This is a genomic window from Olivibacter sp. SA151 (assembly GCF_054130995.1).
The window spans coordinates 914,734-939,127 of the sequence record NZ_CP096391.1 but is presented as its reverse complement, the minus strand read 5'-3'; the positions used below and the strand labels follow the sequence as shown (position 1 = coordinate 939,127).

18 protein-coding genes are annotated in these 24,394 nt (G+C 43.0%); all 18 read right to left on the bottom strand.

Translation table 11 applies throughout. From position 1 onward, the window contains the following. Positions 1-46: 46 nt before the first annotated feature. Entirely contained in the window at positions 47-1,441 is a 1,395-nt protein-coding gene (locus tag M1D52_RS03705) for an alpha-L-fucosidase (protein ID WP_437394313.1), read from the bottom strand. 75 nt (positions 1,442-1,516) lie between these two features. Continuing rightward, entirely contained in the window at positions 1,517-1,744 is a 228-nt protein-coding gene (locus M1D52_RS03700) for a hypothetical protein (protein WP_013663913.1), read from the bottom strand. Between the two features lie 149 nt (positions 1,745-1,893). Further along, entirely contained in the window at positions 1,894-2,907 is a 1,014-nt protein-coding gene (locus tag M1D52_RS03695; protein WP_130858071.1) for a LacI family DNA-binding transcriptional regulator, read from the bottom strand. A gap of 117 nt (positions 2,908-3,024) precedes the next feature. Beyond that, a complete protein-coding gene (locus M1D52_RS03690) occupies positions 3,025-4,098 on the bottom strand; it encodes a hypothetical protein (protein ID WP_437394314.1) in 1,074 nt (357 codons plus the stop codon). Between the two features lie 4 nt (positions 4,099-4,102). Further along, complete coding sequence (locus M1D52_RS03685) at positions 4,103-4,438, bottom strand: peptidylprolyl isomerase (RefSeq protein ID WP_049794939.1); 336 nt, start codon at positions 4,436-4,438, stop codon at positions 4,103-4,105. A 27-nt stretch (positions 4,439-4,465) separates the two neighbouring features. Next, positions 4,466-5,539, bottom strand: coding sequence for a GTP-binding protein (locus tag M1D52_RS03680; protein ID WP_437362012.1), 1,074 nt, complete (start codon positions 5,537-5,539; stop codon positions 4,466-4,468). A gap of 11 nt (positions 5,540-5,550) precedes the next feature. Next, positions 5,551-8,184 carry a GH116 family glycosyl hydrolase gene (locus tag M1D52_RS03675; RefSeq protein WP_437362014.1) on the bottom strand — a complete coding sequence of 878 codons (2,634 nt, stop codon included), beginning with the start codon at positions 8,182-8,184 and terminating at the stop codon, positions 5,551-5,553. Between the two features lie 30 nt (positions 8,185-8,214). Then, a complete protein-coding gene (locus M1D52_RS03670) occupies positions 8,215-9,876 on the bottom strand; it encodes a ribulokinase (protein WP_437362016.1) in 1,662 nt (553 codons plus the stop codon). A gap of 186 nt (positions 9,877-10,062) precedes the next feature. Further along, positions 10,063-11,403, bottom strand: coding sequence for an L-fucose:H+ symporter permease (gene fucP / locus M1D52_RS03665; RefSeq protein ID WP_437394315.1), 1,341 nt, complete (start codon positions 11,401-11,403; stop codon positions 10,063-10,065). Between the two features lie 9 nt (positions 11,404-11,412). Continuing rightward, positions 11,413-13,176 carry an L-fucose isomerase gene (locus M1D52_RS03660; protein WP_437394316.1) on the bottom strand — a complete coding sequence of 588 codons (1,764 nt, stop codon included), beginning with the start codon at positions 13,174-13,176 and terminating at the stop codon, positions 11,413-11,415. Between the two features lie 199 nt (positions 13,177-13,375). Further along, the gene (locus M1D52_RS03655; protein ID WP_437394317.1) at positions 13,376-14,614 is read right to left on the bottom strand and encodes a DUF6786 family protein; all 1,239 of its coding nucleotides are present in this window, start codon (positions 14,612-14,614) and stop codon (positions 13,376-13,378) included. Positions 14,615-14,624: 10 nt separating this feature from the next. Next, the gene (locus M1D52_RS03650) at positions 14,625-15,815 is read right to left on the bottom strand and encodes a glycoside hydrolase family 172 protein (protein WP_013663922.1); all 1,191 of its coding nucleotides are present in this window, start codon (positions 15,813-15,815) and stop codon (positions 14,625-14,627) included. A 130-nt stretch (positions 15,816-15,945) separates the two neighbouring features. Beyond that, a complete protein-coding gene (locus M1D52_RS03645) occupies positions 15,946-16,374 on the bottom strand; it encodes a DUF4945 domain-containing protein (RefSeq protein WP_130858079.1) in 429 nt (142 codons plus the stop codon). Between the two features lie 11 nt (positions 16,375-16,385). Beyond that, positions 16,386-18,137 carry a RagB/SusD family nutrient uptake outer membrane protein gene (locus M1D52_RS03640; RefSeq protein WP_437362024.1) on the bottom strand — a complete coding sequence of 584 codons (1,752 nt, stop codon included), beginning with the start codon at positions 18,135-18,137 and terminating at the stop codon, positions 16,386-16,388. 7 nt (positions 18,138-18,144) lie between these two features. Continuing rightward, positions 18,145-21,321 (bottom strand): SusC/RagA family TonB-linked outer membrane protein, encoded by a 3,177-nt coding sequence (locus M1D52_RS03635; RefSeq protein ID WP_437394318.1) that lies wholly within the window; start codon positions 21,319-21,321, stop codon positions 18,145-18,147. A gap of 456 nt (positions 21,322-21,777) precedes the next feature. Next, positions 21,778-22,569 (bottom strand): L-fucose dehydrogenase, encoded by a 792-nt coding sequence (locus M1D52_RS03630; RefSeq protein ID WP_437362028.1) that lies wholly within the window; start codon positions 22,567-22,569, stop codon positions 21,778-21,780. 90 nt (positions 22,570-22,659) lie between these two features. Further along, positions 22,660-23,493, bottom strand: coding sequence for an amidohydrolase family protein (locus M1D52_RS03625; protein ID WP_013663927.1), 834 nt, complete (start codon positions 23,491-23,493; stop codon positions 22,660-22,662). Further along, complete coding sequence (locus tag M1D52_RS03620; protein ID WP_013663928.1) at positions 23,480-24,337, bottom strand: fumarylacetoacetate hydrolase family protein; 858 nt, start codon at positions 24,335-24,337, stop codon at positions 23,480-23,482. Before M1D52_RS03620 ends, M1D52_RS03625 begins: the two co-directional genes overlap by 14 nt. Positions 24,338-24,394 lie beyond the last annotated feature (57 nt).

Here is a 24,394-nt window from a genome sequence, read left to right as displayed (position 1 = left end):
GACGATATAAAGGGCAACAAAAAAGCGACCAAAAGGTCGCTTTTTTTTATTCGAGGATCAATTCGATAACCGGGATCTCTACATTCGGTTTCACCACCGGTAAGTCCACAATGAGATCGTTTTCACCGGCTGTTGCTGTTGTGTGTGCACCGGACGCGGCAGACGAACGCGAGGTGTACTTAATTTCGGAGCCGTCGTGCAGAAACTGCGCATATTTTACCTTGCCCTTATAGTCGGGTAAATACAGTGTTTTAAACGGCCATTGTAATAGGTGGACGTACAAACGCTTGGTATCTGGATTGTAGGTCAGAAAACAGTTATCAGGTTTTTTAAATGCTTCAGGGGCGGCCGTACATCCATAGATGGACCGGCTATTGTATTTCATCCATTTGCCCATACCAGCCAACCGATCAGTAGCCCGATCATCGAAATACCCTCTGGCAGTTGGCCCTACATTTAACAATAGATTTCCGCCTTTGCTTACGACTTCAATCAGCATAGCAATCAGCTGGTTGGTGCTTTTCCACGTATTTTCGTCGCGGTGATAGCCCCACGAACCGGAAAACGTTTGGCAGGTTTCCCACGGCACTCTTTTACCATTCACCTCCGGCCATTTGCTTGGCATAAACTGCTCCGGTGTTTTGTAATCCCAGCCCCAATCCGTATCGTTTAGATCTAATCGGTCGTTCACGATAATTTCGGGTTGTAGTTTGCGGGTCAGCTTTAAAATCCCTTCGCTGTCCCAGTCATCATGTCCCTTACCATCCGGACCTGGATAGGAGAAATCATAGAACAAAAGATCGATCTTTCCATAGTTAGTAAGCAACTCGGTAATCTGGTCTTTCATAAATTGCCGATACTTACTCATATCACGCTTACTGTTGCTCTCGCGGGCCTCCTTGTTATTGCGCAAAGCATGCGTACCGTCCACCTTAAAATCCGGATGGTGCCAATCGATTAGCGAATAGTAAAAGCCAACCTTTAAGCCGGCCTCGCGACAAGCCTCGACGAAAGGCTTCAAAAGATCTCTTTTTGCAGGCGTGTTCGGTGCTTTGTAATCACTTACCTTGGTATCCCATAAGCTAAAACCCTCATGATGCCTTGCGGTGAGTACAATATATTTCATCCCAGCTTCTTTTGCATACGCTGCCCACTCTTTTGGGTTGTATAAATCCGGATCGAATATATTGAAGTACTTGTCCTTATATTCTTCAGTACTCCGTTGTTCTATCTGCTGTACCCACTCATGTCTTGCCGGTACAGCATATAATCCCCAATGGATGAACATCCCAAAGCGATCGTGCCTCCACCAAGCCAGACGCTGATCTTTATGCTCTTGACTTTCTTTCGCCCATGCAGGCGTTTCAGTGCTGCCTTGTCCGCTCGCAATCGAAACTCCAAGATATCCAATGAATAGTAGATTTAATAGAAGGGTTCTCATAATATAATTTTTGGTTTATGCATAAATACACATCCCAAAGCAGATTCAATCAAACTATATTAGCATAGTATTGAGTTATTTTAGCACCCGCTTACGATCGGCACTTTTGCGTATCCACTTTTTGACAAGACTCCCTTTCCAAAGCCAGAATCCCGAAAGAATAATGATGGGTAAGAATACAAACTTTACGGCTAAAGCCGGATATGTTAGTGCTGCCACCGGCCCGTAAATGTAGCCGAGTATTGGAATACTTAATATAATGTGTATCCAACGTATGATTTTTCTTTCTATGTGAGCCTTCATGTTACTCCTCCTTTTGTTTATGACGAGGCCGCTTATTGAGTCGTCAATTTCCTGATCACAAGCTAAATTAGTAAGCTTCGTAAGCATTTAGCGAAGAAGTAGATGTAGCCGAAGAATTTGGAGACCAATCCCTAAACTTTTGAGACCTGTCACTTGGCACTTGACTTTTTAATAACAAAATCAGACGCTAAAGAAACCTGTTCTTCCTCTTTTTCCGGATTATTAATCTTCTTGAGTAAAATATTGACAGCCTGTTGTCCTACCTCTACTAAAGGCTGTTTCACATAAGTTAGCGGACAATAAAAAAAATCAAATGCGTCACACTCGTCAAAGCAGACCACGGCCACATCGTCCGGTACTCTTAGCTTTTTGCGGTTTAAATATTTCAGGCCATGAATGGAAAGTGTGTTGGTAGCAAAAAACAACGCATCAATTTTTTGCTTTCCGTTAATTAATTCGTCAATTTTATCCTGTATTTCGCCTTCACCCATTTCATAAGTAACTTCTTTTAATAAGGCTTTTCCATATGCAGCATCTTTAACTGCCTGTTTATATCCCCTTACCCGTTCTTTCATATGAATAAGCCCATTTTTATAAGCTATCATACCGATCCGTTCGAAACCGGCATCAATTAAATGCTTTGTTGCCCTGTAGGCAGCTCCAAAATTATCGGTAATCACATAATTGGTTTGAATTTTGGGAAAATACCGGTCAATCAAGACAAAAGGGATATTGGCTTTTTTTAAGCTCTCTATCTGTGACTCCGTTCGTTCTGTGGGTGCTATAATAAACCCATCAACTTGCCTTTCAATCAATACTTCAATTAAATCTCGGGATTTTTCAGCATTTTCATCTGAGCTACCGAAGATAACGGTATAATTATATTTTTTTGCCTCATCTTCTATAGTGCGGGCGATATTTGCAAAAAAGGGGTTGGAAATATCCGCCAATATCAATCCGATCGTAAATGACTTTCCACTCTTCAAGCTTTTCGCCAACTGATTTGGCTGATAATTCATTTCCATTGCCTTTTTACGAATCACTTCGGCTATTTCTTTGCCTACTCTCGCTTCTTTTTCCTTATTATTAAGTACATAAGAAACTAAAGCGGTAGAAACTCCTACAGCCTTGGCAATGTCCTTTAACGAAACTTTTTTATTCATATAATGGCGTGAATAATGATTTAGCTTAAAGAATCTTATCAGAAGATTTAGTTCGCAAGTTACTGTTTAAACGATTAAATCTCAAATTCCAATTAATTATTGTCTTCAACAACGGGACTAAAACCTGTCCAAAATTTCCTGAGGTGTGCGTTCTGATATTCCAAAAAATATCTTTTGACCGGATTGATAAGGTTGGCGCAGTTCAAAATTTTCAAAGGCTGCCCCTCCCGGGATTTTCATGTAATGGGTAGAATCCCGACTTCCACCGCTCCAATAACGATACCTGCCGTTCACTCTTACCATTAAACGATTATCACTTCCATTGTTTTGTTCGCTACGCCAGTATTGCGTAAACTTCAGGGGTGGGCGATACCTCCAGCCCAATTTGCTTTTCGCCAAGGAATCAACCGGCCAAGCTTTTAAGGCTTGTATATCTTCATTACCGGTTGCAAATGCGAAATAACTTCCGTCAAGACTACGGAGCATGCTGCTCGCTGGATAGCTTTCCTTTTCGATAAAATCTATTCCATTATAGCCTTTATAGAGCACTCGGGAATCAATCGCGCCTTCTTTTAAATGTAGCGATCGTAGTCGTGCATAGTTTCCCATCGTCGCTGTGATATTGCAATAATCCATTTGCTTACTATCCTCCCGATTGAATAACTGAATAGCCAATTCATCCGGTCGATCACTTCGAATCGAGAGTTTTAAGTAGGGATGCGCCCCCGAGTGATATTTTTCCAGGAATACATAAATAGACAATTCCTCCAACTCGGGACGAGCTTCATCAGGGTGACTAATAACACCACGGCAATTAGCCGTGGGATAAAATGCTGTCGGCTCCGCACGATCGCTTGCCCACATTATCTTCCCCCAGCGGTTATCAACTGATGAAGGCGATATTTCGCTAAATTCGATCTTTCCATCTACAAGTGGTTCAATAGCTAAAAAATTAAGTAGATAAATTTTTCCACTTCGCTCAACGCCAACACGTATCAATCCCCTAGGACCACCACCGTAAATCGCATGCGCATCTTCGAGACCGTAGGGCCATAAACTGAAAACAATGCCTTGCCGGATTCCCCATTTCGCCACATCGTGTACATCATTCGGTCTAATCCAACGATCTTGCGCATTTAATGAAATATGCAGCAAACAGAAAAACGTAAGGAAAAAAATAAAAGACTTCATTATTTTATGATTTATAGCAAACACAGTCTTCGTCGCAGTTGACTAGTTTCTCATGCAGGCCGCTTGCAATTTCCGCCTTATTAGCCAAGCGGACCGTATCGATAATCACTTCCAGCTCAAAACTATCATCAAGACCTTTCCCTACATTCTTTTCGAGCGTAATTTTCTTTTGATCTCCTTTTTGTAAACCCGCCAGCTCCTGCTCTAATTGTGGATCAATCTTTCCATCTCCATAGAGATATTCAATGGCCGGGCCATTCATCAAATCTTCAAGAATTTCACCCTTGCTATTTGACATTCTATAGCGCAAGCTCACCACCGTATTTCTTTTTATCTTCATAAGGATTTCTTACTAATCAATAATGATCTAGGTAATGATTCGATGTGTAGGTCTAGGATATCCAGGAACAAATATACTTGTCTTCAGCAAGGCTATTTTTACACCGTTCTGTTTTGCAACCCGCTGTAAAGCTTTATCGACAATACCTTGTAACGATTTAGGCCGACATTGGACGCGTGCATTTATAAGCATCCGAAGCTTGTCAAGCTTGCCTGATAGTTGTATACGAAAATCCGCTGTTTCCATGGTAGTAAAACTTAATTTCTGACTCTCTTCTCCTCCTTCGATTAAAAATTTCAGGTGTCCTATAGGCAAATTGCGCTCGCGAATCATCCTGTTTAACATGCTAATCAATAGCTCAGCAGCGAGACCCGCACGCCCCTCCAAAGAAACCAACTCTAACTTGTAATCAAGCCAAGTCAGGGCTGCCTCACCTTTCCCATATATATCATAATCAATGAAAAGTGATCTTCTTTCCTTAAAATGCTCATATGTTTCCGTTTTCTGCAACCAATTCAGAATAGATTCACGCTGTAAGGAGCTTTGAAAAACCACCTGCTTATCGGGAAATTCTTTTTTGATCAACGAATCCAAAACAGCTAATTCAGTTGGCTCTAAAAGGTCTACTTTGTTGATGATCAGCAAGTCGGCCTCCTCCAGTTGACGCTTATAAATGTAATTTACACTATCTTTAAAAATTCGGGAATGTCCCAAGGCTATAGGCAAAAGCTTCGCATCGGCGAAAACAGATAAGGTTATTTTGATTTCACCATAGTATCGACGTAAAGGATTGAGAATCGTCGAAATCAAATCCGTGCAAGAACCAACCGACTCTGCAAAAATCAAATCAACCTGATGCTGCTCAAGCAGCTGATTCATATTACGAGTAAACGACTCGAAGTTGCAACAGAAGCAGCTTCCTGTCACTTCCTCAGTGAGGATGCCTTCTCGAGCCATAAATTGGGTGTCTACTAATTCCGTTCCCTGATCGTTTGTAATAACACCTACTCTAAATCCTTGCATCTGCAATAATTTGCATGCATGGTTAATAGCCGTAGTTTTCCCACTGCCCAAAAAACCGCTTAAAAGATTTAAATGCATATGCCTTTATTTTAACCAAGTCTCACTTTTTTACCTGATAGTGAAATTTCTTTCGCTGGTATTTCACCATAAACAACGTCCAACTTTGCCTGACCATTTTTTAAACTCACCAATCCAAAGCCTTTGTCTGTAGACAAGAAAGAAGAGAAATCACCGATTTTGGAATCAATATAAAGCACTTTGTCCACTGCATCGTAGCGCACTCCCGTCATTGCCTGTAAACAAGCATAACTCGCCATTGCTCTGGCATACCAACTTCCACATTCGTATTCATTAAATGGGTTTCTTATACGTCCATCATACCGCTTTCTGCAAGCGCTGATAATCTCAAGTCCTTTATCAGTTTCACCGATCTGCATCAAGTGCGAAGCTACTTGATACTCGATACCTGTCCACACCTCATTACTATACACGAAAGGCAGGGAAAGCATGCCTCCTTTAGGCCAAGTACAGAGCAACAAACCACCTTCATGTCCCATCGCATAAGTCGGTCGCTGTGGGTTGATATGATCTGTTAAATCGTTTTTGAGATTGTATTGATGCACCGCTCGTAAATGGCTGTTTACCTTTTCTTGGTCTAATGGATTTTCCAATCCGCACATCGCCGCCATCCAAGCACCGATTACACCATCCGAAAGGCAGCCTGTACCATATTGATACTTTGGCCCCTCTTTTTTCAATATTTCGATGGCCTCGGGTGTATACTGTGTATGAAAGGATTGCGCTTTGGTTGGATCCGGGGCCTTCAAACCTGTCCATTGTATCTTTTGAATAAAATATTCGCCATTATACAGCTGATCTTCCATATAGGCCCTTCCGCTATCATACAAAGTCTCGTAACGTTTCATATTTTTCCTTTGATAGCGCCCCATTTCGATCAGTGCCTTCAGTGCTCCTAAATAAAAGCTTGTGCACATACCATTTGGGCCCCAAAATTCGATATCATAGGTATTATGATGCGGTTCTTCCAAGATCCCTTTGCCGTTGGGATCCCAAGTTTGAATGCAATAGTCCAAACTCTTTTGTACCATCGGGTAAAGCTTTTTCATCCACTCATCATCACCCGATATTCGCCAATCTCGATAAACTTTCATAATCCCGCCCAATTGGCCATCAGCCGCAGCGTGAAAATCGTGTTTCAACGGACTGATCGGCAAATTAGCTCGAAAGCCCTGATGCCCTTCTGCATTTTGATTTTCACAAAATTCCGTGAGTCGTAAGCTTCTTTCCAAGGAGGGGAACAGATGAGGCAATGCTTGCGCATAGTTCCATACATGCGTACAAGACCCGTCACAGCAACCGTTATGCGGAAAGATTCCCTCGTAGGCCCAAAGACGACCGTCGTGCTGTCTTCTTACGGTCGGCGTTTTCAAAATGCTTAAATTAGCAGCTACTGCCTCCAATACTTCAGGCGGTAAAGTGGAAGCATAAAAGGTATCCCGAAATAAGGCCGTGTTTTTATAAAGTGTTGTGTAATTGGTTTTCCAATAGTCAACCAGCTCCTCCATATGCTTAAATCTTTGGCTATACCAAGGTTTATAATTTGTAGGAATCGGCTTATCTTCCCCCATACCTAAGGCGGCCGGTGTAGTGCAACAAGCTTCTTTGCCTGTTTTGTCGTCTGGCATGGCTTGCCCTGCTTTCTCATTTGATTCGGGCACATACCATGCCATAAGGATTCGGATTTCCTTCTCTTCATTCGCCCCTAATTGAAAAGGAATAAAGAGGGAAGCTCCAGGTGCATCCTTGTCAATAGGATCTACCGCTTTTACATTGGCATCCTTAATGGTATTCCACACCATGGTTAGGGGATCAAACCAGCCTCCTCTGAACCAGCAATAATCAACAATTACCTCGTCCCCGGTATCTGCAAAAACGGCAAAGTCGGTCGCTAAATTATTTTTACCCGCTGTTTTAGCCTGCGATAGGAGGAAGCCATTTTGTATTTTCTTTATCGATCCCTCTCCTTCCGGTTGAACTACAAAGTTTCGGCTGTTGAAAGAAAAAACAGCTTCGAGGTTTTCTTGTGAAGTATTAATGAATCGGTACGTTAAAGCACCAACCGGCAGGCTCGAATTATCGGCATCAGAAGGAACGAAAGGACTCCACGCCTCCAGTCGTACTTGTAACGGAAACTTATCATCACGTAGCTGGATCTCCGCAAAAGGAAACCGTGCTAAAAATTCAGCTTGCTCGAAGTGAGGTAGGCCATAAGTTGTACCACCACTACCGCCACCATAATCCTTATAGCCAAAAAGCTTCCAGTCTGGCACCGGTCCTTCCAACACTTTCGCACTGTTTGCTCGACCTTTAATGGCTACAGCGCCAAAAATGGTAGGTTCATGAAACAGCTCCGGTTTATGACGGATGGAGACGTGCGAAATTGCGCCGGAGCCTTCCAAACAGAACATACCGGCACCGATTCCACCAATGGGAAAAGCAATCTTATCGAGGTGATGACCAACATATGGTCCGTTGAATACTCGGTCATGCTCCTCCTTCGTGAATTGTCTACAGCTTTGCTGTTCCTTTTCTATAGGGCTTTCATTGGTAGAGGCAAAGAGCGTTGAAGGTGCCGCACCTACGGCAACTCCTCCCAATGCGAGATTACGAAGAAAGTTCCGCCGATCTTTTTTCTGTTGCATAATTCATATTTTTAGGTTTAAAACTGGCTGTTAAGCCTTTTCTATACAAACGCCCAACTGATTATATCGCTGATAACGCTTTTCGTACAATTCGGTATATGTTATATTCGGATGGTAGACACGATCAAATCCCGGCCCCATCGCTTCCATCGCTTTTTCCACAGAAGGATAAATATCCGCTACGGTCGCCGCGAACATAGCAGCGCCAAGTGCACAGGTTTGCTCCGATCGATGCACTTTAAGTGGCATTCCTAGAATATCAGCTAACATTTGCATAATGAAGGGCGATTTTTGAGCGATCCCCCCTACACCAATTAGCCCCTTTACCGGAATGCCTTCTTCTTGAAATCGTTCTACTATCTTACGTGCACCAAAACAGGTTGCTTCAACCAATGAACGATATATACTAGGGGCGCTGCTTCCTAAAGTTAAGCCACTAACAAGACCTTTCAATTGCTGATTTGCGTCCGGTGTCCTTCGCCCATTTAACCAGTCAACCGCCAATTCGCTCGATTCGTCGAAAGTTAGTTTAGCAGCTTCATTTGCAAGTCCGTCCAATAATTGGTCCTGTAAACGAGCATACAGCTGGCGCGTTAAGATTGGGTCTGCAGAATTGGAGTTGGACAAATGTTGTACAGGCCATAAAAGCAGTTGTTTAAACCAAGCATATACATCCCCAAAAGCAGATTGTCCGGCCTCCAAGCCAATCATCCCCGGGATGATCGAGCCGTTTACCTGTCCGCAGATTCCTCTTACAACCCGATGTCCCAATTCATGGGGCGGCACGATTAACATATCACAAGTAGAAGTTCCCATCACCTTACTTAAAAAATAAGGTTCTATCTGCCCTCCTACAGCCCCCATATGCGCATCCATTGCCCCAACACCGATTAAAACCTGTGTGGATAAACCCAGACGATCAGCCCATTCCTCACTTAGGCTTCCGGCCAGTTGGTCAGCAGTATAAACCCTTTTGGGATAAGTTTTTACCACCTTCATCAAACGAGGATCAAGTGTCGCAAAAAAATCATCAGAAGGTAATCCATCATACTCACTTGACCAGAGCCCTTTATGTCCCGCTGTGCAGATCCCTCTTTTGATTTGATCAGCGTGCTTTCCACCTGTTAGTAAAAAAGGCATCCAATCGCAATGTTCAACCCAAGTATAACATGCCTTATACACCGCTTCATCGGACTTCACTACATGGAGTAGTTTAGCCCAAAACCATTCAGAGGAATATATTCCACCCACATACTTCAAATAATCGATATTAAATTTTTTTGCTAAAGCATTTATAGCAGCAGCCTCCGCTACCGCGGTATGATCCTTCCAAAGAACAAACATGGCATTGGGATTATCGGCAAAGCCCGGCAAAAGGGCTAGCGGCGTACCGGCAGCATCCACTGCAACAGGTGTCGACCCTGTCGTGTCTACCGAAATGGCCCGAATATTAGCACGCACCACGCTGCCCGCCTGTTTCAGACAAGCCTTAATGGTTTGTTCTAAGCCTTCTATATAATCTTTGGGATGTTGACGAAATTGATTACGAATAGGATTGCAATACAAACCGTCTCGCCAACGTGGATAAGGGTGTACGGCGGCAGCTATCTCTTCCCCGGATTGCGCATCAACAATGAGCGCGCGCACGGAATCCGTGCCAAAATCTACACCTATACAGTAATTGGAATTCATTTCTTCAGCTTTATGCCATAAGCAGTAGGCTATAGGCCATTGGTTATTTGTTGTTCGTTATTGGTTATTTGTTGTTAGTGGCCAGACACCTGCCTACCGGCTGGCAGGTAAGTATCAAGCAGGAAGACGCCAACAAATTGTTTTTTATCATTGGCTAATTAACAAATTGGCTAATCAGCTAATTAACTAATGATGATGCAAGATAATCTCATTATCATGTTCTATTTTGCCGACCCCCCAGATCGCGTACCAAGCAATGAACGCAAAACATAGCATCGGAATGAAAAACGCTACAGACATACTTGAATGATCGGCAACTACGCCCATAATAGGTGGACAAAAGGCTCCTCCTGCTACTGCCATAACAAGAAAAGAGGATGCTTTTTTTGTAAGCGACCCCAAGCCGTGGATTCCTAAAGCAAAAATAGTGGGGAACATGACAGACATAAAGAAGTAGCAGCTAAATAAGGCGATAACAGAGCCCCAACCTAATGCTAACTGTACGAAAACCATTAAGGCTGTATTAATAAGCGCATAAATAGCCAGCAATTTTTTAGGTTTTAGAAATTTCATAAGATACGCCCCGGATATTCTCCCTATCCAGAATAAGCCCATGCCTCCGATTGCAAGAATTACGGAGGCTGCCTGCTCCGCATTCTTCGGCATAAAGACCTCTCCAAAATAACCTAAGTGTTGCATCATGTTAGCGACCGGGCCTGTTACGTTCGGAATTTCTTCCGTTACGTAGTTAATGAAGAAAGAATTAACACCTGTTTGGGCGGCAACATAAAGAAACTGAGCAATTACTGCAGCAATAAAGGCAGGATGTTTTAGCAGTCGGCCCATTTTCGGGTTCTCTTCAGACTCTTCTTCGCTTTTTTCCTCAATATCGGGTAATTTAATCAACATAAAAATAACAGCGACCACTACAACCACACAGCCGATGCCCATATACGGTTTTACCAGCGAATCAAATTTTTCGGCGCCGTCCTGTTGTTCGGCACCGAAAATAAACAAACCACCCATCAAAGGCCCTAAAATCCACCCTAGTCCGTTGAACGACTGGGAAATATTGATACGCCGTGCTGCAAACTCCTCCTCTTGCGAGCCTAACACCGTAGAATAGGGATTCGCGGCTGTTTCCAAACAGGCCAGTCCGCAAGCAATTACAAATAAGGCTAGCAAAAAGGGAATAAAAGCCTCAAATTTTGCTGCCGGATAAAACAAAAACGCTCCTATCCCAAAAAGGGTTAGTCCCAGAATAATTCCCTTTTGATATCCGTAACGTTTCATAAAAATGCCCGCAGGGACGGCCATTGCCAAGTAACCGATATAAAGGGAAAATTGGACAAATCCGGATTGCGCCTTAGAAACCTGTAGCGTATCCTGAAAGTGCTTATCCAGCACGTCCAATAAACCATGAGCAAAGCCCCATAGCAAAAAAAGACTGCAGATAAACATAAAAGGAACGAGGTAGTTTATACCATCCTTGGTTCGGAAAAGCGACCCTGTTGTTTTTTTATTCATAAACATGGCTTATTTATATAGTGGTCCATAACTGGCACAGGCACGGTAATCAGCACCTTCATGGTCCATACCAAAGGCATTCCAGGCGCTGGGTCTAAAAATGCGAGGGGATTCAACGTTATGCATACAAACAGGGATCCGAAGCATGGATGCCAACGTTAATAGATCGGCACCGATATGTCCATGACTAATCGCGCCGTGGTTGGAGCCCCAAGCAGCCATTACACTATAAACGTCACGAAACGCGCCTTCTCCCGTGGTTTTCGGCACAAACCAGGTGGTTGGCCAAGTACGATCCGTCCGTTCATCCAGTAACCTATTCACATTTTCCGGAAGCTCGACAGTCCACCCTTCGGCCAGTTGCAATACCGGTCCTACACCTTTCACCAGATTTAAACGACACATCGTAACCGGCATACCGCCTTCCGTCAAAAATTTCGATGAATAGCCTCCACCTCTAAAATAATCAAGATTTGCCGGATGCCAAGTGGTCGCTGCTAAGCAAGCTTCCACTTCTTCATCGCTAATTTCCCAATGTGGTTTCATCACAGGCTCTCCTTCGTTTTTCTGTTTACCGGTGCCATCCAGCGTAGCGGCTCCGGAGTTAATTAAATGGATAAAGCCGTGTTGAGCAACACCTGTAGGCCGCCAACCTGAAACACGCTCAACCGCATCCGGGCTCCAAAAGGTTCGGACATCGGCAAAAATCTGCGCTTTATTTGTCAATAAGTAATTAAACAGCATGGACACCCCGTTCAACGAATCGTTTTCGGTAGCTACTATAAAGGGGGCACGTTTGCCATTCCAATCGAAGGAAGAATTCAGCAATGCTTCTGAAAAATCGCCGTTCGGCAGGAAATCGGTCCATTGGCGTTGCCCTTGGAAGCCCGATACCAAGGCATGATGCCCGTGTGCCTCTTCAGCATACCCCATATCCTTTAACTTTTTGTTCCCGATCATGAGGTCGCGGATAATAAGGGTCATTTTCACTACAAATTCCCAATCGTTATCTTTTTCGGCGCGCGATTTTACTTTATGAGATTGATTAAAATCCTCACCTTCTTTACAGTATTTTTTTGTCCAAGCTAGCGCCCGTTCATATTCATCCTGATCAAACAAATTCAGTTGAATTCTGCGTAGCACTTCTGACGAATCAACGTATTCATTACGCATGCCTAAATAATTCTGAAAAAAGTCAGCATCAACGATTGATCCCACTATGCCCATAGAAACCGAACCAATGGCTAAATACGATTTTCCGCGCATGATGGCTACTGCTAAACCCGCGCGTGCAAAGCTCAACAGTTTTTCTTTTACATCATCCGGAATAAAGCGATCTCCCATATCTTGTACATCCTCGCCATAGATACCAAAAGCTGGAAGTCCCTTTTGGTTGTGGGCCGCAAGGGTAGCTGCCAAATACACCGCACCAGGGCGTTCTGTCCCATTGAAACCCCAAATTGCTTTCGGCAACAAGGGATTCATATCCATGGTTTCTGAACCATAACACCAGCAAGGTGTTACAGACAAAGAAACACCGACATTTTCGGCTTCGAACTTTTGTGCACAATCGGCGGCCTCCCTTACGCCGCCGATGCAAGTATCGGCAATCACACATTGCACCGGACTTCCGTCAGGGTAACGCAACTCTGACTGAAATAAAGCAGCCACATCCTGCGCCATATTCATAGTCGTTTCTTCCAATGATTCGCGGATACCTCCTAAGCGCCCGTCGATAATGGGCCTAATTCCTATTTTGGGATAGTTGTTCATTTGTTTATATATATTAGTATCAAGTATTAAGACATAAGTATTAAGTATCAGGTATCAAGATATCATTATAAGCCTTCTTCCTTAAACCTTTTGCCTTTCGTATAAAGTCTTATATCTTATTACTTACCTGCAGGCAGGCAGGTGTCTTATGTCGTCTCTTTTAAACCTACATTGGCTAATCGGCTAATTGATCAATTGGCTAATTAATTTTCGCTTCCTTCAATGAAATCCCAAGTGCTTTGCGAGCGATGGCATCTAAGTCCTCTTCCTCGCCGGTAAAATGAAAGACATAATGGTGATGTGTCAATTCTTCTTTAGGCTTTAAAAAAGCAGCCGGTGATACGCTTTCAATTTCATAAAAAGGCCCCATCTGACTGCCGTCTGCTAACGGACCATCATTATAAGCATTCATTGCATCGCCGGTAAAGGGGTCCTTATCCGGTGTCCACTCTTGGTTGAGATAAGTTGCTTTCGGGTAAATATCGAAATAAGTGATGGTTAACACTTTCGTGTCCGCAGCATAGCTGCCTGCAATTGGCTTAACGCGTTGAGGAGGTATGCCGAGCTTCCCTCGCGATTTTCCATCAGCCTTAAACAACAGCACGCTATCCTTTGTGATCAGTCTGTCCTTTGATATCTCTCCGAAATAATCCGTAGTAGCAATTTTACCCTTAACTTCCTTCTCAAACGGAATTATAATGACGGTTTGAGGCGTCGGAGTGAACATATCTAAGCTCCATAGACAAGGTGCGCCACTTTGCTTATCCCAAGCTTTGTCACCTTGATTAAGGATTTTATTAGTTGTTCGAAAACCTACTGTTTTTATGCTTTCACTCCAAGAAAGTCCCAGTACTTGCTCGATATCCTTTTTTTCAAGAATTTCGATGTTTCTCGAAAGTTGGATCTGTAGCTCAGTACCGGCATAATTCGTAATCGCAGTCTGCTTATGAAGCGTTACCTCTCTATCATTGGAAGCGCTGACTTCCCAGGGCTCTGTATCTACTGCCGACGGAGTATGCCAATTAGCAAACTCCATTGTGCTTTTCGGTTCAAAGAACAAAGAGAACTTCCCGCCTTCCGGCCCCAACCATAACCTATCTTCGCCTCCGTAAGCATTCATGTGCTCATCTTTCTTATCAAAAGCAGCGTAGTTGATCCAGCCAAAACTTCTACCCCTTTCTCCATCTGCCGTACTGGTAAATACCTTTGCTTGATATTTGGGCGAGACTACCACCTGCGCATCTCCGTGCACATCTTTAAGCACAATAACACTATCCCGTTTAGATAAAAAGGCAATATCATAACCGAACGAGCCAGGTTTATAGGTTGTCATTTCTTTAGAGGCTATCGTTGCTTGTTTATCTGATTTTTTTGACGATTGACTGCAAGCAACACTAAAAAGAGCCAGTATGCTTGAGACAATAATACGCTGCTTCATTCTTTTCATCTTAGTTAACTTCCAAATCGTTTTTCGCTGGTAATTTCGGGAAACGAGCATGGGGCTCGCGTTGATACCAGAAAGCAACGGTAATAATATCCGATTTTTGCGGTAAATATCGTCCCTCGGAACGCCATCCTAAGTCTTGAATCGTCACCTTCAGATCACTATCGAAGCGGATTGGGTCCATAATGTGCCAGCGATACATGCCAAAGCGTTGTTGCGCTTGATAGACACCGTCTGGACGGATCACCTGATGCAAACCGGCGAAGGGCGTGCAGTATTCCTGATATTGATGTGTTTTCTTATTTTCAAAATTGTAAGAACCGCAGAAGTAATCCTCGGTACCCGTACCTACAATAGTAGCGAAGTCTTTATCGCCATCCATAAAGAACTTAATCTCGCCTTCACCCCACCAGCCGTTATTGTTTACGCCTACGCCCATGTAGGTACCTACATAATGACCTTTTCCTTTGACGCCATCTAAAATGGTGTGAAGCGAAGTTGAATTTGGATTTGAACGGCGGTATTGTGCATGTAAATAAGCCTCCTCTTCCCCCACATCTGTTAATGTATAATCTACCTGATAATACAGGTTCATGGGCTCGCTGTTAATATTTTCAACCGTAATTCTACATTTTTTTCGGAACGGCATCTTCCAATAACAATTAAAGGCACTACCCGGATTCACCGTGACTGCCATAGAGCTCAACGGAGCGAATTCGTTCCAAGCCATTCCGAAAAAAGCACCAACCGGAGCTTCAATAGAGGGCTCCGTTTCATCATCCCAATAGAAACGGATAATAGAGTAACTCCAATTGCCTGTAGGTGTCATCCAGATATGTTGCACCGCCCCGGGACCTTCCATTTCAGCAATCGTGAAGGTCTCGCCTCCATTGATGGTAATATAAGGATTCACTTTCCAACCAAGACCTAAGTCACGTGCCTGAGAGGCCGAATTTGCTACATTTCGCTGACCTGCCTGCTTAACCGGATCTGCCATACCGCCCTTTCCTTTAGCACCGGAAAAATTTTCGGGACTAATTGAACGGGTTTTGGCATCCGATAACTTGGACAGCGTGCCCATGTTCATGTCGAGACCATTGAATGCACCCTGTTGCTGTGCGTACGTAAATGAATAAATGAAAAGACCGATTAGCGCTGCCAGAAATTTTTTCATCATATTTTTCTTAAGGTTCATAAAAGCATTAGTTTAATAATTGGAAACCGATTGCCGGTTATCTTCATTTTGGTTTTACAATAGTAAGCTTAATCGTTTAAACAAACAAATAAAAGCCATTTATTTTTTATCATTTCTTCAACAATCCGTCTCACTGACCTTCGGCAATAACCGCCGTTTGGCCTAAAGAATAGATATTACTTGAATAGTTTACATCTTTTACTTTTGTCGAACCGTTTAGCTTAATGGTTATATGGTAAGTTTTAGCAATATCGGGAATTTCATAAATGAATTCTGAAGGTGCGTTTGACAATGTCGTATTGAAAACAGGAAGTGTTTTAGTCACGTTAACGATTTCCTTAACTTCAACAAAAACGTTGACCGGTAGTTCTATCTCGTTTGGAATATTGTCTGGAATATTCCATGTTAAGCGAACATGCTTATCATCTACTCGCTGCATAGTTAATCCTTCAACGGCAGGTAAACTTACTCCATCTTTTCTTTCCAGCATATCGCGATCGTTACAACCGGTAAAAAAGAGCGCGGACAGCGAGAATATATATATAAGTACTATTTTCATAATATGATAGTTTAATAGCCGGGATTTTGTTTATAACTACCTTTAGACCAATTCATCTGCGCTTGGGGGATCGGCAAAAATTCATCTCTACCTGCGGTAAAGCGCCCTTGATTATACCAATCAAATCGCGTTTTCTCTTTATTAATAAAAGCATTCATAACAGGTTCTAACTGTCCCCATCGCATCAAATCAAAAAAGCGCCGCCCCTCCATGGAAAATTCCAATCTGTTTTCCCACATCAAAGCCTGCCAAGCGAACTCTTTTGTCCAGGTCACGTTTACCCCAGGTTTATACGTTTCCACTTTATAATCCATCCACAAAGAACCATCTGGTTTATGCAAGCGCTGTGTACTGTTCGCGGCTCGTTGGCGTATACGATTAATCAATGGCAATGCTTCATTAAAGCGATCGAGCTGGATAAGCACCTCGGCCTTCCACAGTAAAACTTCGGAGTAGCGGATAACTTTTTCATTCATCGAATTCATTACATAAAATGGCCGAAAAATACAGTCGCAATCGGGATGAACCTGTTCTTTCATGGAGTTGAAGTAGCCATATTGGAAAGGGGCGCGTGACCCTGATTCTTGATACAATAAATTATTATCGTATTTCCAGGGATAGCCTGGTATAGCAGCTGTATGGCTTAATCGTGGATCAAATTCATGACTTTTAAAAAATTCAACATAGGTATTGCCTTTCATTTCCGTATTGTTGTAGTTCTGGAAATCAGGTAAACCCGTTTCGTCTGTTTTAAAAGCATTGATCATTGTATGTGAAACTTTATTGAAGTCGCAGCAGGTAAAGTATGGCGCCCACCAGGGAGCATTGAGCTCATTACCTCGATTGATATGACCATCCGTTGTGCCGTCATCAATGGAATATTGTATCTCCCAAAGCGCCTCCTTGGTAGCGTTATCGAATTCAATCATAAAATTATCTCCAAAGTCCGCTTGTAAATCATAAACAGCCCCGTCTACAGCCATAATTACATCTAAGTGGTCCAATGCTCTCTGCAGCGTTTCCTTGTTAATGTTAATCACTTGATGCCGATCGTTTTGTTCGTATGCTCTAAAAAGCAAGGCCTTTGCAGCTAGCGCGTGTGCCGCATATTTTGTTGGTCGACCTTTTTCAGCTTGGGTCTCAGGCAAAATAGCTGCCGCATCTTCGAAATTTTGAATAATCCAATCCCATAAAGGCAAATCATTCGCCATGCCATCCGGTCGATTCGAAATACCTTCTACCACTACTGCGTCAGAAGGTGTGTTCTCGTCAATTATGGGCACATATTTCCATCTTAGTTTCATACCAAGGTAGATCCATCCGCGTAGAAATTTCATTTCTGCGATTCGCTGATCCTTATTTGGAAACGTGGACGCGTCTACCGCATTCAGTAAACGCAAAGCAATGTTTGCTCGGCTAATCCCAACATAACCGCGGTACCAAGGACCGTCGTTATTGCCGACGTTTGGTGTTACACCGGTAAAGGTTTCCATTTCGTACCACGGTGTTTGATCACTCAAACCACCACCTCCCTTATAAGCGTCATCTGAACGAACAGATTGAATCCAGGGATTGTGTGTGTCTGCAAATCCCAATGAAGACATATGTGAATAGGCGGCCACTACAAAACTTTCTATTTGAGCAGGGTCTTCCGCTTGACTTTGCGATAAAACACCCTTAGTGTCTACCTCTAAAAATTTCTGACATCCCGCTGATAAGATCAGTAAAGTCAGGGTTATATACAATTGAACTGTTTTCATCATAATAAGATTAGAATGTCACATTAACGCCTACAAATAATGTTCTTGGCATTGGGTAACCAAAACCCGGATTTTCGGGGTCTCCCCCTGTAAACCGGTCATCTCCCCAAGTTTTCTTCAGCGTAAACAAGTTTTGACCTGATACGTAAAGTCGAAGTCTGCTTAAGTGCCAAGAATCCATCCACTTTTGAGGGAATGTATAGCCGATATCTAATGTTCGCAACTTGATATAAGATCCGTTTTCAATAAAGTAGGTTGATAACCTTTTTTCTCCATTCGCGTCACGCCTGGATAAAGCAGGGATGTCTGAGTCCGGGTTATGAGGTGTCCACGCGTCTAGTATGCGACTGGGATGATTCCGGTCATTCTGAACCCCAATATTCCAGAAATCGCTTAGTTCTTTCCATGTATTACGAACATCATTCCCAAATACGCCTTGAAGGAAAAAGGTTATATCGAAATTTTTGTAACGCGCCTCGAAATTTAAGCCCGCCATTAAATCAGGATCGGTAATCGCAATCCATGTACGATCATAAATTTCGTTAATCACGCCGTCACCATCGAGATCCTTATAGCGAATCCTACCGACCCCTTTTCCTTGCTGTTGTGGCGCATTATCAACTTCTTCTTGGGTTTTGAAAATACCATCGGCTACCAATCCGTATAACGAGTTTAACGGCCGACCAATAATATCATCCGTTAAGCCATTTCCACCATAAGCAAAGCGAACATTTGCCGGTACATCGTGCACTTCATTTTTATAGGCCGAAAGATTCCCTGTGATCGTGTATGAAAAGTCATTTCTTGTTTCCCCCCAGCTGAGCAAAAATTCGAAACCTTTGTTGGTCATATTGGCTCCATTCACCCACCGGTAACCTCCTTCTCCCAAGGCTGCAATGTAAGGCGGTTCAAAAAGCATATCCGTGGTCTTTTTGGTAAACCAATCAAAGGACCCCGATAAGCGATTATCAAGAAACGCATAGTCGACCCCTATATTGGTCTGCGTTGTTGTTTCCCATTTGAGGTCAGGATTCCCCAAACTACTCCTTCTGTAACCCGATGGAATATTACCTGAGGGATTCCCGCCTATTGCATAGGAGGTGCCATTCACATCCGGAACATAAATATCGGTGAATCTCCCCGTTAAAACAGGTTGTGAGTTACCATTTTTACCCCAGCTGGCGCGGAGTTTCAAATCTGATAAAAAATCAGCTTGTTTCAAAAATGCTTCATCTTTTAATCTCCATCCCGCTGAAAAAGCCGGGAAGTTACCATATCGATTATTCTCTCCAAAAACGGAGGCGCCATCACGTCTAAAAGTGGCCGACAGCAGATATTTGGATTTATAAGCATAGTTGATTTTTCCAAAGAAGGACAAAATACGCCGTTCGTTTCCTCCTCCCGCGAGGTCCCTTCTTTCTCCCGTAGCAGTAGATAGATAGGCATAAGCTCGGTCTTCCAGCAGAATCCCTTCGCGATATACATTTACACTTTCATTGGTAAATTTATAGGTTTCAATACCTCCTAAGATATCGAAGCGATTGTTATTCAACTCCAAGTTATAGACTAAGGTATTGGTCCAGGTTTGACCGATATCGTGCCAGTTGTTTTGTCGAACCCCATTTAAACTGCTGCTTTTGCCTCCTGCCTCTTCCCACTTCCGCTGGATATTTCGATCATACCACATACTGTAATCGACACCATATTGTGTTTTAAAGTTCAGGTTATCTAATATTTTCACATTAGCATAGGCAGTTCCCAAAACCTTCATAAAATTTCCAATGTTATCTTTATTAAGCATTAGGTCACGGATTGGGTTATTAAAGTCATCCATGCCTAACGGCATAGCTACACCACCCCAAGCTCCGTTGTTATCGTACACCGGAATGTTCGGAGGCATAACTAAAAATTCGTAAGTTCGGCTGACATCCCGAAAACGCAGATGGGTAAGCGTTAAATTTTCGCCGATCGTCACCCGTCCGTTGAGTAATTGGTATTCGTTATTAAAGCGTCCTGCCAAACGTTTAAAATATGAAGTAAGCTGTGTACCTTCGTTGTTATAATAATTCAAAGAAAAGAGGCTAGTCGATTTTTCACCTCCCCCCGTTATTGTCAACTGGTGATTGGTTTGAATCCCCTCCCTCGTCCCTTCCTTAAACCAATTTGTGTTTGATGAAGGCATTGTTTGAGCCGCATTTAACCACGGAATTGGTGTTACACTGTTTAGTACCGGGACACCATTGTTATCATAGTTCCAATCGTAATCATAAATCCGTATCGCAGTAGACGGATCATCCCCATCATTAACAGTAGCTTGCCATAGGCCACGCCCATAACCAACGGCATCGAGCATTTTTGGTACACCGGTAATCTTAGATGTTCCGACATAACCTTCATAGGTGATCTGTGTACCTCCTTTTTGTCCTTTCCTTGTGTTTACCAGAATAACACCTCCAGCTGCACGCGCACCATAAATAGAAGCGGATGACGCGTCTTTCAAGATCTGAATCGATTCAATATCATTAGGATTGATATCCCGAAGATTGATATTTACCGGTTGTCCATCAAGTACGATCAACGCCGGCGCAGAATTGAAGGAAGTAACTCCGCGAACCTGGATACCTACGTTTTCGGCCGGGTTACCATCGGTTGTGATCCGGACGCCCGGAATTTTACCTTGGAGGGAGCGCATCACATTGGCGCTGGGCGTTTTCGTAAAATCTGCTCTTTTTATCAAGCTGACAGCTCCTGTTAAATCCGCTTTCTTTTGGGTCATGTAACCAGTTGAAACAACCACCTCTTCGAGTGCTTGCGCATCATCGCTTAAGGTAACCGTATACTCACGAACACTCGTCAACGTTAATTCTAAAACCTCTTTTCCGACATATGTAAATAGCAAATGCGTTGTGTTAATGGGCACATCCATTTCAAAACGTCCCAAGGAATCGGTTTGCGTGCTGGCAGCGATGCCCTTTACGGACACACTAACACCGGCCAACCGTTCCCCCGCTTCATCTAGTACACGACCAATGATTTTTCGGGTTTGCTGACGGGCATGCGCTTCGAAAGTTTGTGCACCGATCAGGTAAATGAGCAATGTGCCTACACCTAACGCTCGTATAAAAGGTATAGGCAAAAGAGTCTCTCCTCTACAGCGCCATGCTGCGAGTCGTTGTAAAAAATTCATTAGCATAATGAGTTAAGTTTTCTAATTGGTTCGTTATTCGCTCCTATCGGGCGCAAGCTCAAACTTTCGATAGGAGCTTAACCTGAGTTGAATGATTGTATCATAAGTTTTTCATTAGCTTAATCGATTAAACAAATGTGTTTTAAATATCCCCGTTTCTAATTCTGTTTATCGTAATTTTATTAGCAAGTCTCCCTTTAAACGTTTAAGCAAATTGCTTCTGTGACCGCATCAAGGAGATTAGTAAGAAGAAAAATATTTGGCTTATAATGATACAATATTAAGCTTAATCGGTTAAGCAAACAAATTTATTGTTCTACAAATTGTATCAATGATTCGTCTATTTGTCTCGAATAGAGTAAATAGCAGAGAAGTAATAAAATAGTAAAGGGAGCGGTTAACCGCTCCCCAATTACCAATTTCCTCATTTCCTATTTCAGTTAGTAAAAGCGATCTTTAAATTCCGGCGCCTACGGCGCGATCGAGATGCACATAACCGCCGTCTACATGGATTAATTGCCCCGTTGTATGGGAAGACTGGGGCGATAATAAAAATACAGCCATGGCTGCAATTTCTTCAGAGGTAGTCATTCGATTTTCCAGTGGGATTCTGCTTGTTATTTGTCTAAGCGTTTCCTCTGGATTGTCTAAGGTTTGTATCCAGCTATCATATTGAGGTGTGGCACATTCTGCTACGACGATGGCGTTGACTCGAATATGATAAGGCAATAGTTCGACAGCCCATTCCCGCGTCAGTGCATTCCTTGCTCCATTGGAAGCCGCATAGGCGGATGTTCCTCCCTGTCCGGTTTCGGCCGTTTTTGAGCTAATGTTCAGAATCACCCCTTTATGCTCTTTGAGTGAAGGTAGCGCATAATGCGCCATAAGATAATAATGTACTAAACTATTATGAAGTCCTTTCAAAAACAACTCGTAATTTCCACTCTCTAAACCGACTCCATCGTTCAGTCCGGCATTGTTTACCAGCCCATCAATTCTACCGAACTTCCTTAAGGTCTGCTCCACAGCATTCTTACAGGCCTCTGCTTGGGTTAATTCGGCTTCCACACCGAAAGCCCGTCCACCCTGCGCAATAATTTCATCCACAACGGTATCATTGTCGGGCTTTTTTCTACCAATAATAACCGGTACAGCCCCTTCCTTTGCTAAGGTCACCGCTATACTTCGGCCAATACCTTTCGCTCCCCCTGTTACAATGATGATTTTATCTTTAAGTTTTAAGTCCATTTATTGTAGCTTTGAGCTATCAGCTTTCGGTTTTCAGCTTTCTGCTCAGCGAAATTAGCTGATGGCTGATATCCGATAGCCGACAGCTAATTAAAGTCTGTAAAATTCCTCTGCGTTTTTATACCATATCGATTCTTGCTCCGCTAATGTTAGCGATCCGAGATGCTTATCTAATAAACTTACAACCTGTTCATATTGGGCCGCCACCAGGCAAACCGGCCAATCGGAACCGAACATAAGTCTGGAAGGGCCAAACGTATCCAAGAGATGATTGATATAAAATGAAAAATCATCCATCTTCCAGTGCTTCCAATTCGCTTCGGTCACCATGCCCGACAGCTTGCAATATAAGTTGTTATGACGCGCTAATAGGGCCATCTCGGTTGCCCAAGGTTCTGTCTTTTTAGCAGCGATGTAAGGCTTAGCTAAATGATCGATTACAAAGCGTTGTTCGCTATCGAAATGCGTAAGGAACTTAATGACAGCAGGTAATTGCTTAGGTTTAACCAATATATCATAACTAAATCCAAATTTGTGCAATGCTGCCACACCTCGGATAAAGGATGGACTCAACATAAAGTGAGGGTCGGGCTCTCCTTGCAAAATATGCCTGAATCCTTTCAATTTGGGAAACAGACTATAATGAGCCAAACGCTCTTCGATATGTGCATTTTTCAAGTCGACCCAGCCTACTACACCTTTAATGAACGAGAACTGTTTTGCCAGATTCAGCAAAAAGTTAGTCTCCTGTTCAGACTGATCAGCTTGTACAGCTACGCAAGCATCGACTTCATTGGCTTGCAAAAGGCCTTCCAAATCCGTAGGTAAAAAGTCACGCTGGATAGCGGCCATGTCGTCTGTTATCCAAGCATCTTTCACAGCGTTATAATTCCAAAAATGTTGATGCGAATCAATGCGCTTCATAAGCTTTTACTACTTGTTTAGAGGTGCCTAGACCTTCAGCTCCCAGCTCCACTATGTCCCCAGGCTTTAAGTATACGGGTGGATTAAATCCAAGCCCCACTCCTGCCGGTGTTCCTGTAGAGATAACATCTCCAGGCAATAAGGTCATAAACTGGCTAATATACGAAACAATGAATGGTACTTTAAAAATTAGATTCTTAGTATTGCCATCTTGAACAACTTTACCATTAACACTGAGCCATAAACGGACATTATTTATATCGCTTATCTCATCTTGGGTCGCCAAAAAAGGACCTATAGGAGCAAAGGTATCGCATCCTTTTCCCTTATCCCATGTTCCACCGCGCTCTAATTGATATTCTCTTTCAGAGACATCATTATGTAATACATAACCAGCAACATAATCCATGGCTGCTGTCTCTTCTACGTAACTCGCTTTCTTTCCAATGACAATACCAAATTCGACCTCCCAGTCCGTTTTAGTAGAACCTTTCGGTATAACGATCGCATCATTTGGTCCAACCATTGAAGTGGTCGATTTCATAAATATGATGGGTTCGGCAGGAATCTTCGCATTGGTTTCTTCTGCATGATCGCGATAGTTCAAACCAATACAGACAATTTTTGATGGCCTGGCAATCGGGCTGCCCAGTCGCGTTCCTTCCGGGACCTCCACTAAGGTTTCCTTATTTGCCTTTATAAACTCTTCTAAGCGAGCCAATCCATTTTCTTCAAAGAACTGCTCGTTAAAATCACCGCCGAAAGCGGATACATCGTAGTTTTTTTCTTCTATCTGTACACCTATTTTCTCACGGCTAGGCTCACCGTAACGGATTAGTTTCATATTATTATTAGCTTTTAGCTTTTAGCTATCAGGCATCGGCCTTCAGCTTTAATTCGT

Bases quoted from the DNA above. Each gene is read 5' to 3' on its own strand.
- M1D52_RS03705 (WP_437394313.1), bottom strand. From the start codon at position 1,441: ATGAGAACCCTTCTATTAAATCTACTATTCATTGGATATCTTGGAGTT.
- M1D52_RS03700 (WP_013663913.1), bottom strand. From the start codon at position 1,744: ATGAAGGCTCACATAGAAAGAAAAATCATACGTTGGATACACATTATA.
- M1D52_RS03695 (WP_130858071.1), bottom strand. From the start codon at position 2,907: ATGAATAAAAAAGTTTCGTTAAAGGACATTGCCAAGGCTGTAGGAGTT.
- M1D52_RS03690 (WP_437394314.1), bottom strand. From the start codon at position 4,098: ATGAAGTCTTTTATTTTTTTCCTTACGTTTTTCTGTTTGCTGCATATT.
- M1D52_RS03685 (WP_049794939.1), bottom strand. From the start codon at position 4,438: ATGAAGATAAAAAGAAATACGGTGGTGAGCTTGCGCTATAGAATGTCA.
- M1D52_RS03680 (WP_437362012.1), bottom strand. From the start codon at position 5,539: ATGCATTTAAATCTTTTAAGCGGTTTTTTGGGCAGTGGGAAAACTACG.
- M1D52_RS03675 (WP_437362014.1), bottom strand. From the start codon at position 8,184: ATGCAACAGAAAAAAGATCGGCGGAACTTTCTTCGTAATCTCGCATTG.
- M1D52_RS03670 (WP_437362016.1), bottom strand. From the start codon at position 9,876: ATGAATTCCAATTACTGTATAGGTGTAGATTTTGGCACGGATTCCGTG.
- fucP (WP_437394315.1), bottom strand. From the start codon at position 11,403: ATGAATAAAAAAACAACAGGGTCGCTTTTCCGAACCAAGGATGGTATA.
- M1D52_RS03660 (WP_437394316.1), bottom strand. From the start codon at position 13,176: ATGAACAACTATCCCAAAATAGGAATTAGGCCCATTATCGACGGGCGC.
- M1D52_RS03655 (WP_437394317.1), bottom strand. From the start codon at position 14,614: ATGAAGCAGCGTATTATTGTCTCAAGCATACTGGCTCTTTTTAGTGTT.
- M1D52_RS03650 (WP_013663922.1), bottom strand. From the start codon at position 15,815: ATGAACCTTAAGAAAAATATGATGAAAAAATTTCTGGCAGCGCTAATC.
- M1D52_RS03645 (WP_130858079.1), bottom strand. From the start codon at position 16,374: ATGAAAATAGTACTTATATATATATTCTCGCTGTCCGCGCTCTTTTTT.
- M1D52_RS03640 (WP_437362024.1), bottom strand. From the start codon at position 18,137: ATGATGAAAACAGTTCAATTGTATATAACCCTGACTTTACTGATCTTA.
- M1D52_RS03635 (WP_437394318.1), bottom strand. From the start codon at position 21,321: ATGAATTTTTTACAACGACTCGCAGCATGGCGCTGTAGAGGAGAGACT.
- M1D52_RS03630 (WP_437362028.1), bottom strand. From the start codon at position 22,569: ATGGACTTAAAACTTAAAGATAAAATCATCATTGTAACAGGGGGAGCG.
- M1D52_RS03625 (WP_013663927.1), bottom strand. From the start codon at position 23,493: ATGAAGCGCATTGATTCGCATCAACATTTTTGGAATTATAACGCTGTG.
- M1D52_RS03620 (WP_013663928.1), bottom strand. From the start codon at position 24,337: ATGAAACTAATCCGTTACGGTGAGCCTAGCCGTGAGAAAATAGGTGTA.